Annotated in this window: 5 protein-coding genes and 1 pseudogene; all 6 read left to right on the top strand. The window is 72.7% G+C overall.

The features are described from left to right. Positions 1 to 10: 10 nt before the first annotated feature. Positions 11 to 4,966, top strand: a pseudogene (locus ABZO29_RS08935) (type I polyketide synthase); the annotation flags it as partial. A 45-nt stretch (positions 4,967 to 5,011) separates the two neighbouring features. Further along, positions 5,012 to 10,594: a type I polyketide synthase gene (locus ABZO29_RS08930; protein WP_367319609.1), complete on the top strand. Its 5,583-nt coding sequence runs from the start codon at positions 5,012 to 5,014 to the stop codon at positions 10,592 to 10,594. Then, positions 10,591 to 12,114, top strand: a complete 1,524-nt coding sequence (locus ABZO29_RS08925) for an FAD-dependent monooxygenase (RefSeq protein ID WP_367319608.1) — start codon at positions 10,591 to 10,593, stop codon at positions 12,112 to 12,114. Before ABZO29_RS08930 ends, ABZO29_RS08925 begins: the two co-directional genes overlap by 4 nt. A gap of 2 nt (positions 12,115 to 12,116) precedes the next feature. Next, entirely contained in the window at positions 12,117 to 13,667 is a 1,551-nt protein-coding gene (locus tag ABZO29_RS08920) for an acyl-CoA carboxylase subunit beta (protein WP_367319607.1), read from the top strand. 9 nt (positions 13,668 to 13,676) lie between these two features. After that, a complete protein-coding gene (locus ABZO29_RS08915; protein WP_367319606.1) occupies positions 13,677 to 13,883 on the top strand; it encodes an acyl-CoA carboxylase epsilon subunit in 207 nt (68 codons plus the stop codon). A 59-nt stretch (positions 13,884 to 13,942) separates the two neighbouring features. Continuing rightward, entirely contained in the window at positions 13,943 to 15,718 is a 1,776-nt protein-coding gene (locus ABZO29_RS08910; RefSeq protein ID WP_367319605.1) for a biotin carboxylase N-terminal domain-containing protein, read from the top strand. Positions 15,719 to 15,720 lie beyond the last annotated feature (2 nt).

Raw genomic sequence — 15,720 nt, 5'->3', positions numbered from 1 at the left:
GACGAACACGGCATCCGACGCAGTGGTCGAAGCGCTGCGAGACTCGCTCAAGGAGAACGCCAGACTGCGCCGCAAGAACCAGGAACTGGCCGCCGCCGGCCAGGAACCCATCGCCATTGTGGGGATGGGGTGCCGGTATCCGGGTGGTGTGGGGTCGCCGGAGGATCTGTGGCGGTTGGTGGTGTCGGGCGGGGACGCGATCTCGGGGTTTCCGGTGGATCGTGGTTGGGATCTGGAGGGGTTGTACGACCCGGAGGGGGAGCGTGCGGGGACGTCGTACACGCGTGAGGGCGGGTTCCTTCACGAGGCGGCGGAGTTCGACGCGGAGTTCTTCGGTATCTCGCCGCGTGAGGCGCTGGCGATGGATCCGCAGCAGCGGCTGCTGCTGGAGGTGGCCTGGGAGGCGCTGGAGCGTGCGGGCGTGGACCCGGTCTCGCTGCGCGGCAGCCACACCGGCGTCTACGCCGGGCAGATGTACCACGACTACGGCCCCCAGCTGCACCACCCGGTGGAAGGCGTCGATGGCTACCGGCTGACCGGGGGGCTGGGCAGCGTGCTGTCGGGCCGGGTCTCCTACGCCTTCGGTTTCGAGGGTCCGGCGGTCACGGTGGATACGGCGTGTTCGTCGTCGTTGGTGGCGTTGGACATGGCGGTGCAGGCGCTGCGGCGGGGTGAGTGCTCGCTGGCGTTGGCGGGTGGTGTGACGGTGATGTCGACGCCGGGCACGTTCGTGGAGTTCTCTCGGCAGAGGGGGCTTTCCGCTGACGGGCGGTGCAAGGCGTTCGCGGCGTCGGCCGATGGTACGGGCTGGGCCGAGGGCGTGGGTGTGCTGGTGGTGGAGCGGTTGTCGGATGCGCGGCGGCTGGGTCACCGGGTGCTGGCGGTGGTGCGGGGCAGTGCGGTCAACCAGGACGGTGCGTCCAATGGTCTGACGGCGCCGAACGGTCCGTCGCAGCAGCGGGTGATCCAGCGGGCCCTGGCGGGTGCCGGGTTGGCGGTGCACGAGGTGGACGCGGTCGAGGCGCACGGGACGGGTACGCGGCTGGGTGATCCGATCGAGGCGCAGGCGCTGCTGGCCACTTACGGCCAGGGGCGTGAGGGCGAACCGCTGTATCTGGGGTCGGTCAAGTCGAACATCGGGCACACGCAGGCTGCGGCCGGTGTCGGTGGTGTCATCAAGATGGTGATGGCGATGCGGCACGGTGTGCTGCCGCGCACTCTGCACGTGGACGAGCCGTCCCCGTTCGTGGACTGGGAGTCGGGTGCGGTGGAACTGCTCACCGAGCAGCGGCAGTGGCCCGACACCGGCCGCCCCCGCCGCTCCGCGGTCTCCTCCTTCGGCATCAGCGGCACCAATGCGCACGTCATCCTCGAACAGGCCCCCGCCGAAGACCCGGCCGACAGCGACACCGGCACCGGCACCGGCACCGACAGCGACACCGGCACCGGCCCGGCAGTGCTGCCTCTGGTGCTGTCCGCCAGGAACACCGAAGCGCTCACCGCCCAGGCCAGGCAGCTGCGCGAACACGTCACCACGCCCGCCGCCGGCGCCCAGATGCTGGACGTCGCGTTCAGCCTCGCCGCGCGCTCGGTGTTCGACCACCGCGCCGTGGTGCTCGGTTCCGACGAGGCGGAACTGCAGGACGGCCTCGCCGCACTGGCCGAAGGACGCCCCGCTCCCGGAGTCGTCACGGGCGTCGCCGACCGGAGCGGCAAGGTGGCCTTCCTGTTCACCGGACAGGGCAGCCAGCGACCGGGAATGGGACGCGAACTGTACGCCGCGTACCCGGCGTTCGCCCGAGCCCTCGACGCCGTCTGCGACGCCTTGGACAGCCACCTGGCCCGCCCGCTGCGCGAGATCATGTTCGCCGAGGACGGCACGGAGAACGCCGGACTGCTGAACCGGACCGTCCACACCCAGGCGGCGCTGTTCGCCCTCGAGGTGGCACTGTTCCGCCTCCTGGAGTCCTGGGGGCTGCGCCCGGACTTCCTGATGGGCCACTCGGTCGGCGAACTCGCCGCCGCGCACGTGGCCGGGGTGCTCTCCCTGGACGACGCCGCCGCCCTGGTGGCCGCCCGCGGCAGCCTGATGCAGGCCCTGCCCGCGGGAGGTGCCATGGTGTCGGTGCTGGCCACCGAGGACGAGGTGACCGGCCTGCTGAAGGGCCACGAGGCCGAGGTGTCCGTCGCCGCCGTCAACGGCCCCGCGTCCGTGGTGATCTCCGGCGACGAGGACACGGTGCTGCGGATCACCGCCGAACTCGACGCCGCCGGCGTCAAGACGCGCCGGCTCAACGTCAGCCACGCCTTCCACTCGCCCCACATGGACCCCATGCTGGACGAGTTGCGCGCGACCGCCGGAAAGCTGGAGTTCTCCCGGCCGGTCACACCGATCGTCTCCAACGTGACCGGCCGCGTCCTCACCGCCGACGAGGCCCGCTCCGCGGACTACTGGGCCGACCACATCCGCCGGGCGGTGCGCTTCCACGACGGCATACGGACCCTGCACGCCGAAGGGGTGGAGACCTACGTCGAGCTGGGACCGGACGCCGTACTCACCGCCATGGCGCAGGACTGCCTGAGCGGGACCGGAGACACCGAGCCGCTGCTGCTCGCCACCCAGCGACGCGGCAGACCACAGGTCCGCACGCTCACCACCGCGGTGGCCGAGGCCCACGCGAACGGAGCCGTCCGGGCGAACTGGCCGGCGCTGTTCGCCGGTTCCGGCACCCGGCGGGTGGAACTGCCCACCTACCCCTTCCAGCGGCACCGGTACTGGCTGGAGACGCCTGCCCCGCAGGCCGACGGCGACGGCGGCCAGGACGAGCAGTTCTGGACCGCGGTCCGGGAGCGCGACCTCGCGGCGCTGGAGGACCTGCTCGGCACCGACACCTCCGGCGCACTCGCGGAACTGCTGCCGGCGCTCGCCTCATGGCGTGAGGACAGCGTCCGGCGCTCCGTCACCGGCTCCTGGCGGTACCGGGCCGCCTGGTGGCCCGCTGCCGTGCCCGCCGAGGGAACGCTCACCGGCACCTGGCTGGTCGTCGTACCCGCGGCACTCTCCGGGTCCGACCTGATCGCCTCGACCGAGGCGACACTGGCCGGACGGGGCGCCCAGGTGCGCCGGGTGACCGTCGACCCGGCGCGAACCGACCGGGACACGCTCGCTCGGCAGCTCGCCGAGGCCGCCGGCGACACACCCGCTGAAGGCGTTCTGTCGCTGCTCGCGCTGGACACCGCCCCACACGGCGACCACCCCACGGTGACCCGGGGCGTCCTCGCGAGCCTGCTGCTGATCCAGGCGGTCACCGAGACGGCCGAGCCGCCCCGGCTCTGGCTCCTCACCCAGGGCGCGGTCGCGACGGGAGGATCGGACACGCTCGACGACCCCGCCCAGGCGGCGGTGTGGGCCCTGCACCGGACCGCGGTACTCGAACACCCGCAGCTCCAGAGCGGCGTGGTCGACCTGCCGGCCGTCGCGGACGACAGCGCGCTGCGACGCCTGACGGCCGTGCTCGCCGAGCCCGCCGGCGAGGACCAGCTGGCCATCCGGCCCGCCGGTACGCTCGTGCGCCGACTGGTACGCGCCGCGACGGGAAGGCCGGGCGGCGACACGTACCAGCCCCGCGGCACCGTGCTGGTCACCGAGGGCACCTGGGGGATGGGCGCGCGGGTCGCGCGTCGGCTCGCCGCCCTCGGCGCCCGGCACCTGCTGCTCACCCACTCCCCGGGCGCCGAGGGCCCGGGTCTGCCGGAAACCCTGGAGCAACTCTCCGCGGCGGGCGCCCAGGTGACCGTGGTCCCCTGCGACCTCGCCGACCGGGCCGCCGTGGCCGCACTGCTGGACGGCATCCCTGCGGAGCAGCCGCTGACCGCCGTGTTCCACACCGCCGGCGACCCGCGCACCGCCACGCTGGCCGAGACGGACCCGGCGGAGTTCGCCACCACGGTGAGCTCCATCGCCGCGGGCGCGGCCCATCTGCACGACCTCGTGGACGCCGAGACCCTGGACGCCTTCGTCCTGTTCTCGTCGATCGCCGGCGTGTGGGGGAGCGGCGGCCAGGGCGCGTACGGCGCGGCCAACGCCTACCTCGACGCGCTCGCCGAGCACCGCCGGGGCAGCGGCCGGACCGCGACCGCGCTCGCCTGGGGCCTGTGGGCGGACACCCCGTCCACCGCCGTCGAGGCGCCGGACCCGGCCGCCGAGCAGCTCCGCCGGGAACAGCTCCGCCGCCGCGGACTCGCCGGCATGGCACCCGACCTCGCTCTCGACGCCATGGCCGAGAGCATCGGACAGGCCGAAGCGGCCTACGTCATCGCCGACGTGGACTGGGAGCTGTTCGCCCCGGCCCTCACCGCCGTCCGGCCCAGCCCGCTGATCAGCGGACTGCCCGAGGTCGACCAGGCGCTGAACCAGGCGGAGGGCGAGAGCGGGGCCCGCACCTCCGAGGCCGCGGACACACTGCTGCAGTCCCTGGCCGGGCTGCCCGAGCCGGAACAGGAACGTGTGCTGACCGACCTGGTCCGCACGGAGATCGCCGCCGTCCTGGGGCACTCCGGTTCCGAGGCGGTCCCCGCCACCCGAGCCCTGAAGGACCTGGGACTCGATTCCCTGGCCGCGGTGTCGCTGCGCAACAGGCTGGGAGTGGTGACCGGGCTGCGGCTCCCCGCCACGCTCGTCTTCGACCATCCCAACCCGGCCGCGGTGGCCGCCTTCCTGCGCGCCGAGATCGCGCCGGCGCAGGCGGGTACCCCCGTCGACCAGGAGTTGGACCAGCTGCAGTCCCTGATCGCCGCGCACTCCGGCGACCAGACTGTGCGGGAGCGGATCGGCGCCCGCCTTCAGTCCCTCCTGGCGGAGCTGACCGGCCAGGACGCGGAGGTCGCCGCCGTCGCGGCGCAGCTGGAGGAGGCCTCCGACGAGGACATCTTCGCCTTCATCGACAGCGAGCTCGGCACCCCCTGACCCGGCGGCACGGCAGGACACCTGCCAGACATCAGCGAGGAACGAATGAACGCCACACCTGACGAGAAAAAGCTCCGGGAATACCTCAAGCGCGTGACCGTCGAGCTGACGGAGTCGCGCCGCCGCCTGAAGGACTCCGAGGACAAGCGCCGCGAACCCCTCGCGATCGTGGGGATGAGCTGCCGCTACCCGGGCGGTGTGCGGTCCCCCGAGGACCTGTGGAACGTGGTCGCGTCCGGGGCCGACGTGATCGCGGGCTTCCCCACCGACCGGGGATGGGACGAGAACCTCTACGACCCCGATCCGGACCGGACCGGCCGGACCGTAACCCGGCAGGGCGGATTCCTGTACGAGGCGGCGGAGTTCGACGCCGAGTTCTTCGGTATCTCGCCACGTGAGGCACTGGCGATGGACCCGCAGCAGCGGCTCTTCCTGGAAGTCGCCTGGGAGGCGCTGGAACGGGCGGGCATCGACCCCCTCACCCTGCGCGGCAGCCGCACCGGCGTCTACGCCGGCTGCGTCACCGACGACTACCAGCTCACGCTCCAGCAGGCCCCCGGCGAGATCGAGGGCTACAAGATGACGGGCGCCGCACGCAGCGTGCTGTCGGGCCGGGTCTCCTACACCCTGGGCCTGGAGGGCCCGGCCGTGACGTTGGACACGGCCTGCTCCTCCTCGCTGGTGGCGCTCGACCTGGCGGCGCAGGCCCTGCGCCGGGACGACTGCTCCATGGCGCTGGTGGGCGGTGTGACGATCCTCGCCACACCGACCGAGTTCGTGAACTTCAGCCGCCAGCGGGGCTTCTCCCCGGACGGGCGGTGCAAGGCGTTCGCGGCGTCGGCCGATGGTACGGGCTGGGCCGAGGGCGTGGGTGTGCTGGTGGTGGAGCGGTTGTCGGATGCGCGGCGGCTGGGTCACCGGGTGCTGGCGGTGGTGCGGGGCAGTGCGGTCAACCAGGACGGTGCGTCCAATGGTCTGACGGCGCCGAACGGTCCGTCGCAGCAGCGGGTGATCCAGCGGGCCCTGGCGGGTGCCGGGTTGGCGGTGCACGAGGTGGACGCGGTCGAGGCGCACGGCACGGGTACGCGGCTGGGTGATCCGATCGAGGCGCAGGCGCTGCTGGCCACCTATGGCCAGGGTCGTGAGGGCGAACCGCTCTATCTGGGGTCGATCAAGTCGAACATCGGCCACACCCTGGGCGCCGCCGGCACGGCCGGTGTCATCAAGATGGTGATGGCGATGCGGCACGGTGTGCTGCCGCGCACCCTGCACGTGGACGAGCCGTCCCCGTTCGTGGACTGGGAGTCGGGCGCGGTGGAACTGCTCACCGAGCAGCGGCAGTGGCCCGACACCGGCCGCCCCCGCCGCTCCGCCGTGTCCGCGTTCGGAATGAGCGGGACCAATGCGCACGTCATCCTCGAACAGGCCCCCGCCGAAGACCCCGCCGACGCACAGGAACAGCGGACCGGGGGAAGCCCACCGGCCGAGCTGCCGATCCTGGTCTCGGCGCGCAGCCGGGACGCCCTGAAGGCCCAGGCCGCCCGGCTCGCCGCCCACCTGTCCGCGCACCCCGGGGACGACCTCGCCGACATCGGTCATTCCCTCGTCACGACCCGCGCCATGCTCGACCGCCGGGCCGTCGTCATCGGCGGAGACCGCGACTCCGTGACGGCCGGTCTGACGGCTCTCGCGACCGGCGAGAACCGCGCCCAGGTGGTCAGCGGGACCGCGCGGGACCACGGCCGGACGGTCTTCGTCTTCCCGGGCCAGGGCTCCCAGTGGGCCGGCATGGCCGTCGCACTCCTCGACAGCGCACCCGTCTTCGCGGACCGTCTGCGCGAGTGCGCGAGGGCCGTAGGCGCCCACGTCGAGTGGGACGTGGAGGACGTCCTGCGCGAGCGGGAGGGCGCCCCCTCACTGGACCGCATCGAGGTGGTGCAGCCGGTGCTGTTCTCGGTGATGGTGTCCTTGGCCGAACTGTGGCGCTCCCACGGTGTGGAGCCGGACGCGGTCGTCGGCCACTCCCAGGGCGAGATAGCGGCGGCCGTCGTCTCCGGGGCCCTGACCCTCGAGGACGCGGCCCGGCTCATCGTCCTGCGCTCGCAGCTCTTCGCCGACGAACTCGTCGGCCGGGGCGCGGTCGCCTCGGTGGGAGCCTCGCGGGCCGAAGTGGAGCCGCGGCTCCAGCCCTACGGCGACGCACTGTCGATCGCCGGCATCAACAGTCCGAGCCTGGTCACGGTGGCGGGCGAACCCGAGGCCCTGGAGGAGCTGGTCGCCACCCTCACCGCGGAGGGCGTACGGGCCCGGGTCATCCCCGCCACGGTCGCCTCGCACTGCTCCCAGGTCGACCGCCTCCGGGACCGTATCGCCGAACTGCTGGACTTCGTACGCCCCCGGGCCGGTCGCGTCCCGCTGTACTCCACGGTCACCCGGGAGGTGCTGGACGGTTCCGAACTGACCGCCGACTACTGGTTCGAGAACTGCCGGCGCCCCGTCAGCTTCGAACCGGTGGTCCGCAAGCTCCTCTCCGACGGGTTCGACGTCTTCGTCGAGTCGAGCGCCCACCCGGTGCTCGCACTCGGTGTGGAGGAGACCGCCGAGGGCACCGAGGCCGAGGTCACCGTTGTCGGGACACTGCGCCGGGACCACGGCGGCCTGGAGCGCTTCTACGCCTCGCTCGCCGAACTGCACGTACGCGGCGTCCCCGTCGACTGGACCGGCGTCTTCGCCGGCAGCACGGCCCGCCGGGTGGAGCTGCCGACGTACGCGTTCCAGCGCCGCCGGTACTGGGTGCAGGCCGCTGCGGAACAGCACCCCGCCTCCGCCGACGCCATAGAGGCCGCGTTCTGGGAGACCGTGCAACGGGAGGACCTGGAGTCCCTCGCCGTCACGCTCGGCGTGGACACGGGACCGCTCGGCGCGGTGCTGCCCGCCCTCGCGTCCTGGTGGCGGGACAACCGCCTGCACGCGGAGCTGGACTCCCTGCGCTACAAGGCCGTCTGGCAGCCCGTCGGCGACCCCCTGCCGACGGCGCTCGCCGGCACCTGGCTGGTCGCGGTACCCGCCGGCGCCGCGGACACGCCGCTCGTCCGGGCCGTCGTCCGGGCGCTGGAGGACGGCGGGGCCCGCCCCCGCACCGTCGTCGTCGAACCCGGCACCGACCGCGCGGACCTCGCCACCCGGCTGCGCGAGGAGACCGGCGACGAGCCGCCCGCCGGAGTGCTGTCCCTGCTGCCGCTGGACGGCACGGCCGACGAGCCGCACCCCGCACTGCCGCACGGCTTGGCCGGCACCCTGCTGCTCCTGCAGGCCGTGTCCGACGCGGGCTTCGACCGCCGCGTGTGGTCGGTGACCCGCGGGGCCGTCGCCACCGGCACCGCCGACCGCGTCGAGGACCCAGTGCAGGCCCAGGTATGGGGGCTGGGCGAGGTCGCGCTGCTGGAGGTGCCCCACCTGTGGGCCGGTGTCGTCGACCTGCCGGAGGCACCCGCGGAGCGGGACCTGGGCCGACTGACCGCGGTCCTCGCCGGAGCCGGGGAGGAGAGCCGGCTTGCGCTGCGGCCCTACGGGCTCTTCGCTCGCAGGCTGGTGCGTGCCCCTCGGGGCGGTGACGGCACCGCCTCCGCCGGCCTGCCGACACGGGGCACCGTCCTGATCACCGCGGGCACCCACGGACCTGGCGCGCACCTGGCCCGCCGGCTCGCCGAGGCCGGGGCCGAACACCTGCTGCTGACCGTCGCGCCGGAGGCCCCCTCCGACGCCACGGAGCACCTCGTCGCCGAACTCCACGCCTCGGGCACCCGGGTGACCGTGTCGACCGCAGACCCGGCCGACCGCGACGCCCTGGTCGGCCTGCTGGCGCACTTGGCGGACGAGGCGCCGCTCACCGCCGTCTTCCACACCGCGGGCCTGCTGGAGGAAGAGGCGCTCGGCACGCTCACCCCCGCCCGGCTGGAGGCCGTACTGCGCACCAAGGCGCTCGGTGCGCGTCATCTCCACGAGCTGACGCGCACCCTGGACCTGTCGGCGTTCGTCCTGTTCTCCTCGGTCACCACCGCCCTCGGCGGCGGTCTCGGACTCGCCGGCTACGCGGCGGCCAACGCCTACCTGGACGCGCTGGCCGAGCACCGCAGGGCGCACGGCCTGCCAGCGACCTCGCTGGCCTGGGGCGTGTGGGACGAGGAACCCGCCGAGTCCGAGGCGGCGGCCGCCGCGCAGACCCGGCGTGAACGGCTGACCCGGCGCGGACTGCCGCCGATCGACCCGCAGCGGGCCCTCACCGCACTGCGCCAGGCACTCGACGAGGACGCCTCGGCCCTGGTCGTCGCCGACGTCGACTGGAACACCTATCTGCGGGTGCTGGCCGCGGGAGGCCCCGGGCCGCTGCTCGGCGGCATCCCCGAGGTCAGGCGGGCGCTGCAGGGCGCGGGTTCCGCGGACGCGGACCGCGCCACGGCGACGGTCCTGGTGAAGCTGCGGGAGGCGAGCCCGGCCGAGCGTCTCACGCTGCTGCAGGACCTGGTGCGGACCGAGATCGCCCACCTCCTCGGACACGACGACCCTCAGGCCGTCGACGCCCACCGGGACTTCCTCGAACTCGGAATGGACTCCGTGGGCGCCGTCGCCCTGCGCAACCGCCTGGACGCCGTACTGCAGCTCAAGCTGCCCGCCCGGGTCATCCTGGATCGGCGCACCCCGGACGCCCTGGCCCGCTTCCTGCGGGACGAACTCGACCGGGACGGCGGCCCGACGGGTACGGTGGACGACCTGGCGGCGCAGTACGTGCGCGCCGCCGCCGAAGGCCGGGCCGACACGCTGCACGACCGGATCGCCGAGGTGGCGAGCGGCCGTCCGTCCTTCGATGTCCCCGAGTCCGCCGACGTCCCCGACCCGGTGGCCGTCGCCACCGGTAGCCGGCAGCCCTCGCTGATCTGCTTCCCCACCGTCCTCGCCACCTCCGGCCCGCACCAGTTCGCTCGGTTCGCCGCCCCCTTCGGCGGTGACCGGGACGTCTCGGCGCTCTCGCTGCCCGGCTTCGTGGAGGGCACACGCCTGCCGGCGACCCTCGACGCGATCACCGGCGCGGTGGCCGAAGCGGTGATCCGCCGCGCGGACGGCGCCCCGTTCGCCCTCATCGGCTACTCGTCCGGCGGTCTCCTCGCCCACGCGGTCGCCGCGCGGCTGGAGGCCGAGGGCGTCTTCCCCGAGGCGCTGATCCTCCTCGACACCTTCCTGCCCGACAGCGAAGCGCTCACGGAGATCGGCCCCGCGCTGTTGGCGGGCATGGCGGAGCGACTTGGGGAGTTCGCGCCCCTGAGCACCGACCGCATCACCGCCATGGGCCGCTACCTGGATCTCCTCTCCGGCTGGCAGCCGGCCGACGTCAAGGCGCCCGTCCTGCTCGTGCGGCCCGCCGAGCCCGTGCCCGGTGCCCCCCGGCCGCTCGACGGCGGCGGGCAGTCCACCTGGCAGTGGCGCCACGACGCCGTCGAGGTGCCGGGCGACCACTTCTCGATGATCGAGGAGCACGTCACGACCACCGCGCGGACCGTCCACACATGGCTCGACAGCACATCCCCCGCAGTGTCCGCGACCACCACCTCGGCAAAGGAGAAGTCGGCATGAAACGGAGCCCCGTCCTGATCGTGGGCGCGGGACCGGTCGGGCTGGCCGTCGCGAGCGCGCTGTGGCAGCGCGGCATCGAGGCGCGCATCGTGGAGGCCCAGACCGAGCCGCACACCGGCTCCCGGGCCGTCCAGCTTCACCCGCCCACCCTGCGTGTCTTCCGGGAGGTCGGCATCCTCGACGAGGCCGAGCGGGAGGGGCTGAGGATCCGCTCCACCAGCTACCACCTGGCCGGCGGCCGCACCCTGCGCGTGGCGCTCGGCACGGAGAACGAGCCCCTGATGCTCCCCCAGGAGAACACCAGCCGGCTGCTGGAGGCCGCTCTGGAACGGGCCGGTGGCCGGGTGGAGCGATCCGTCCGCGTGACCGACGTGGCCACCACCGCGGGTGTCGTCACCGTGAAGGCCGAGACACCGCACGGCCCGGAGGCGATCGAGGCCGACTGGCTCGTCGCCGCCGACGGAGTGCGGAGCATCGTCCGGGAGAAGCTGGGCATCGACTTCGTCGGCTCCCCGGTGTCCACGGGTTTCCTGCTCGCCGAGGGCAGGATCGACGGCGCGCTCGAACGGGACGCGGTGCACTACTTCCTGGGCCGTACGGGCTCGGTCGTCTTCGCCGCCATGCCCGGTGACCGCATCCGGGTCTCCGGTGCGGTCCCGGACAGCCATCCGGTCACGGCCGAGGGCGTGCAGCAGCTCCTCGACGAACGCGGCCCGGGCGGCATCACGATCGAGGACCTCGACATGGTCAACCGGTTCACCAGCCAGGAGCGGATCGCCTCGGTCCTGCACACCGAGCGCTGCTTCCTGGTGGGAGATGCTGCCCACACACACTCACCCCTCGGCGGGCAGGGCCTCAACCTCGGGCTCCAGGACGCCCACAACCTGGCGTGGAAGCTGGCGGGTGTCATCAACGGGGAGCTGCATCCGCGGATTCTCGACACCTACGAGCCCGAGCGGCGCCAGGCCGCAGAGCAGATCGTCCGTGCCACTCACCGGTTCCTGAAGGTCTTCACACTCGGCCCCGCGGCGGCACGGGTACGCAACAGGGCGTGGCGCGCCCTCGAGGCAACGGGCCTGCTCCGCCGCTGGTTCGTGCCGCTGCTGGCCGGGTGGCGGGTCCACTACCCGGACACGCTGTCCGAGCGGCCGCCGCACGGAGAACGGAAGGCGGACCGGCTCGCGGCCGCCCGGCCGGGCCGACTGCCGGAGCCCGGTCTGCGGGCTCCGCACTGGGTGCCGCCCGCCGTGGTGGACGGTCCCCCCGGATTCCGGCTGCTGACGCTGGGTCCGGCCGACGGCGGAGCGGACCGGCGCGGCCGGGCGTTCGCCGGAGCGTCACCCGTGCTGCTCCGCCACGACCACATGGTTCGGCGATCCTCGGGCTTTCTGCTCCTGCGGCCCGACGGCTACGTCGCCGCCTCGGGCACCAGCCCCGCCGAACTCGCCGATGCCGGGCGCCTGCTGGCCCGCATCGCGCTGTCAGACCCGTCCATGACCTCAGGCCGCGAAGGAGCGTAGCGATGCTGGCCCATGAGCGCCTGGCAGAACTGATCGAAGTGAAGTCGCTGACCCGTCAGGGTCCCGACCCGCAAGCGACCGAGCGTCAGCATGCCAAGGGCAAGCTGACCGCCCATGAACGTATCGAACTGCTTCTGGACGACGGCACGTTCCAGGAGATCGAGACCCTGCGGCGGCACCGGTCGACCGCGTTCGGCATGGAACGGCGCCGACCGTACTCCGACGGCGTGGTCACCGGATGGGGAAAGGTGCACGGACGCACGGTGTTCGTGTACGCGCACGACTTCCGCATCTTCGGCGGCGCGCTGGGCGAGGCCCACGCCGCCAAGATCCACAAGCTGATGGATCTCGCCGAGGCCGCGGGGGCACCACTGGTGTCCCTCAACGACGGTGCCGGCGCGCGGATCCAGGAAGGCGTCACCGCACTGGCGGGCTACGGCGGGATCTTCCAGCGCAACACCCGCAACTCGGGGGTGATCCCGCAGATCAGCGTGATGCTCGGTCCCTGCGCGGGCGGTGCGGCGTATTCGCCCGCGCTCACCGACTTCGTCTTCATGGTCCGCGAGACCTCGCAGATGTTCATCACCGGACCCGATGTCGTGCAGGCCGTGACCGGCGAACAGGTGTCCATGGACGGTCTGGGCGGCGCCGACGTCCATGGCGGCACCTCCGGCGTCGCCGGCTTCGTCTACGACGACGAGGAGAGCTGCCTGGAGGAGGTCCGGTACCTGCTCTCGCTGCTGCCGCAGAACAACCGGGAGCTGCCGCCGGTCGAGTCGAGCGCCGACCCGGCCGACCGCCCCAACGACTCCCTGCTGCACCTGGTCCCCACCGACCCGAACCAGGCGTACGACATGCGCGAGGTAATCCAGGAGATCGTCGACAACGGCGAGTTCTTCGAGGTTCACGAGCTGTGGGCGACGAACATCGTGTGCGCGCTGGCACGCCTGGACGGACATGTGGTCGGTGTCGTCGCCAACCAGCCGGCCTCGGTGGCCGGGGTCCTGGACATCCACGCGTCGGAGAAGGCGGCACGCTTCGTCTCCACATGCGACGCCTTCAACATCCCGCTGGTCACCATGGTCGACGTGCCCGGCTTCCTGCCGGGCGTCGACCAGGAGCACAACGGCATCATCCGGCACGGAGCCAAACTGCTGTACGCGTACTGCAACGCCACCGTGCCCCGGGTGCAGCTGATCGTGCGCAAGGCCTACGGCGGCGCCTACATCGTCATGGACTCCCGTTCGATCGGCGCGGACATCTCCCTGGCGTGGCCCAGCAACGAGATCGCGGTGATGGGCGCCGAGGGTGCCGCCAACGTGATCTTCCGGCGGGAGATCGCCTCCGCGGACGACCCGGAGAGCGTGCGCAGGCAGAAGATCAAGGAGTACAAGGCGGAGCTGATGCATCCGTACTACGCGGCCGAGCGTGGCCTGGTCGACGACGTGATCGACCCGCGCGACACCCGGCAGGTACTGATCCGGTCGCTGGACATGCTCCGTTCCAAGCATGCCGAGCTCCCGTCCCGCAAGCATGGCAACCCCCCGGCGTAAGGAGCGGTGATGAACGATCTGTTGGTGCTGCGCGGCAGTCCCGGCGAGGAGGACGTGGCCGCCCTCCTCGCGGTGCTGCTCGCCAGGCAGCAGTCCGGCGGGACGGCGGGGCCCGGGGGAGACGCGGACGGGACGGCCGGGCTGCGACGCCGGGCCGGCTGGGCCCGGGGCCGGCGGTCCGCTCATCTGCCGGCCGGTTCCTGGCAGCACGTGTGACGAGGAACCATCCATCAGTCCATGGCCTGTGGGGCCACCCGACAACTTACGGAAGACGCATGCGCAAGGTGTTGATCGCCAACCGTGGCGAAATCGCTGTCCGGGTGGCTCGGGCGTGCCGGGATGCCGGAATCGCGAGCGTGGCCGTTTATGCCGACCCGGACCGGGACGCGTCGCATGTCCGCGCGGCGGATGAGGCGTTCGCTCTGGGCGGTGACACCCCGGCCACCAGCTACCTGGACATCGACAAGGTGCTGAAGGCGGCACGCGAGTCCGGTGCGGACGCCGTCCACCCGGGCTACGGCTTCCTGTCGGAGAACGCCGACTTCGCCCAGGCCGTTTTGGACGCCGGTCTGATCTGGATCGGCCCGCCCCCGCAGGCCATCCGCGACCTCGGTGACAAGGTCGCCGCCCGGCACATCGCCCAGCGCGCCGGAGCCCCGCTGGTGGCCGGCACCCCCGACCCCGTCTCCGGTGCCGAGGAGGTCGTCGCCTTCGCCCGCGAGCACGGCCTGCCGATCGCCATCAAGGCCGCCTTCGGCGGCGGCGGGCGCGGCCTGAAGGTCGCCCGCATCCTGGACGAGGTGCCCGAGCTGTACGAGTCGGCGGTCCGCGAGGCCGTCGCCGCGTTCGGGCGCGGCGAGTGCTTCGTCGAGCGCTACCTCGACAAGCCCCGGCACGTGGAGACACAGTGCCTGGCCGACTCCCACGGCAACGTCGTGGTCGTCTCCACCCGGGACTGCTCGCTGCAGCGCCGGCACCAGAAACTGGTCGAGGAGGCCCCGGCGCCGTTCCTGTCCGAGGCGCAGGTCGCCGAGCTGTACTCCGCCTCCAAGGCCATCCTGAAGGAGGCCGGCTACGTCGGGGCCGGCACCGTGGAGTTCCTCGTCGGCGCGGACGGCACCATCTCCTTCCTCGAGGTCAACACCCGTCTGCAGGTCGAGCACCCGGTCACCGAGGAGGTCGCCGGCATCGACCTGGTGCGCGAGATGTTCCGCATCGCCGACGGCGAAGAACTCGGCTACGGCGACCCGCGGCTGCGCGGCCACTCCATCGAGTTCCGCATCAACGGCGAGGACCCCGGCCGGGCCTTTTTGCCCGCCCCCGGCACCGTCACCGCCTTCACCGCGCCCACCGGCCCGGGCGTGCGCCTGGACGCCGGCGTCGAGTCCGGCAGCGTCATCGGCCCCGCCTGGGACTCCCTGCTGGCCAAGCTGATCGTCACCGGCGCCACCCGTGAACAGGCCCTGCAGCGCGCCGCCCGCGCGCTGCAGGAGTTCCAGGTCGAGGGCATGGCCACCGCCATCCCCTTCCACCGCAAGGTCGTCACCGACCCCGCGTTCGCGCCGGAACTGACCGGCAGCCAGGACCCCTTCACCGTCCACACCCGCTGGATCGAGACCGAGTTCGTCAACGACATCAAGCCCTTCACCGCCCCCGCCGACGCCGCGGAGACGGACGAGGACACGGGCCGCGAGACGGTCGTGGTCGAGGTCGGCGGCAAGCGCCTGGAGGTCTCCCTGCCCGCCTCGCTGGGCATGACCCTGGCCCGCACCGGCCTCGCGGCCGGCGCCAAGCCCAAGCGCCCCGCGGCCAAGAAGTCCGGACCGGTCGCCTCCGGCGACACCCTCGCCTCCCCCATGCAGGGCACCATCGTCAAGGTCGCCGTCGAGGAGGGCCAGGAGGTCACAGAGGGCGACCTGGTCGTCGTCCTCGAGGCCATGAAGATGGAACAGCCCCTCAACGCGCACAAGTCCGGCACCATCAAGGGCCTCAGCGCCGAGGTCGGCGCGTCCCTCACCTCCGGCGCCGCCCTTTGCGAGATCAAGGACTGAAC

It is taken from the genome of Streptomyces sp. HUAS ZL42 (assembly GCF_040782645.1).
Lineage (GTDB): Bacteria > Actinomycetota > Actinomycetes > Streptomycetales > Streptomycetaceae > Streptomyces.
Note: the sequence above shows the minus strand (reverse complement) of the source record. Positions and strands in the feature narration are given on the sequence as shown.

What these genes read in the sequence shown, in the direction of transcription:
- ABZO29_RS08915 (WP_367319606.1), top strand. Translation starts at nt 13,677, where the DNA reads ATGAACGATCTGTTGGTGCTGCGCGGCAGTCCCGGCGAGGAGGACGTG.
- ABZO29_RS08930 (WP_367319609.1), top strand. Translation starts at nt 5,012, where the DNA reads ATGAACGCCACACCTGACGAGAAAAAGCTCCGGGAATACCTCAAGCGC.
- ABZO29_RS08925 (WP_367319608.1), top strand. Translation starts at nt 10,591, where the DNA reads ATGAAACGGAGCCCCGTCCTGATCGTGGGCGCGGGACCGGTCGGGCTG.
- ABZO29_RS08920 (WP_367319607.1), top strand. Translation starts at nt 12,117, where the DNA reads ATGCTGGCCCATGAGCGCCTGGCAGAACTGATCGAAGTGAAGTCGCTG.
- ABZO29_RS08910 (WP_367319605.1), top strand. Translation starts at nt 13,943, where the DNA reads ATGCGCAAGGTGTTGATCGCCAACCGTGGCGAAATCGCTGTCCGGGTG.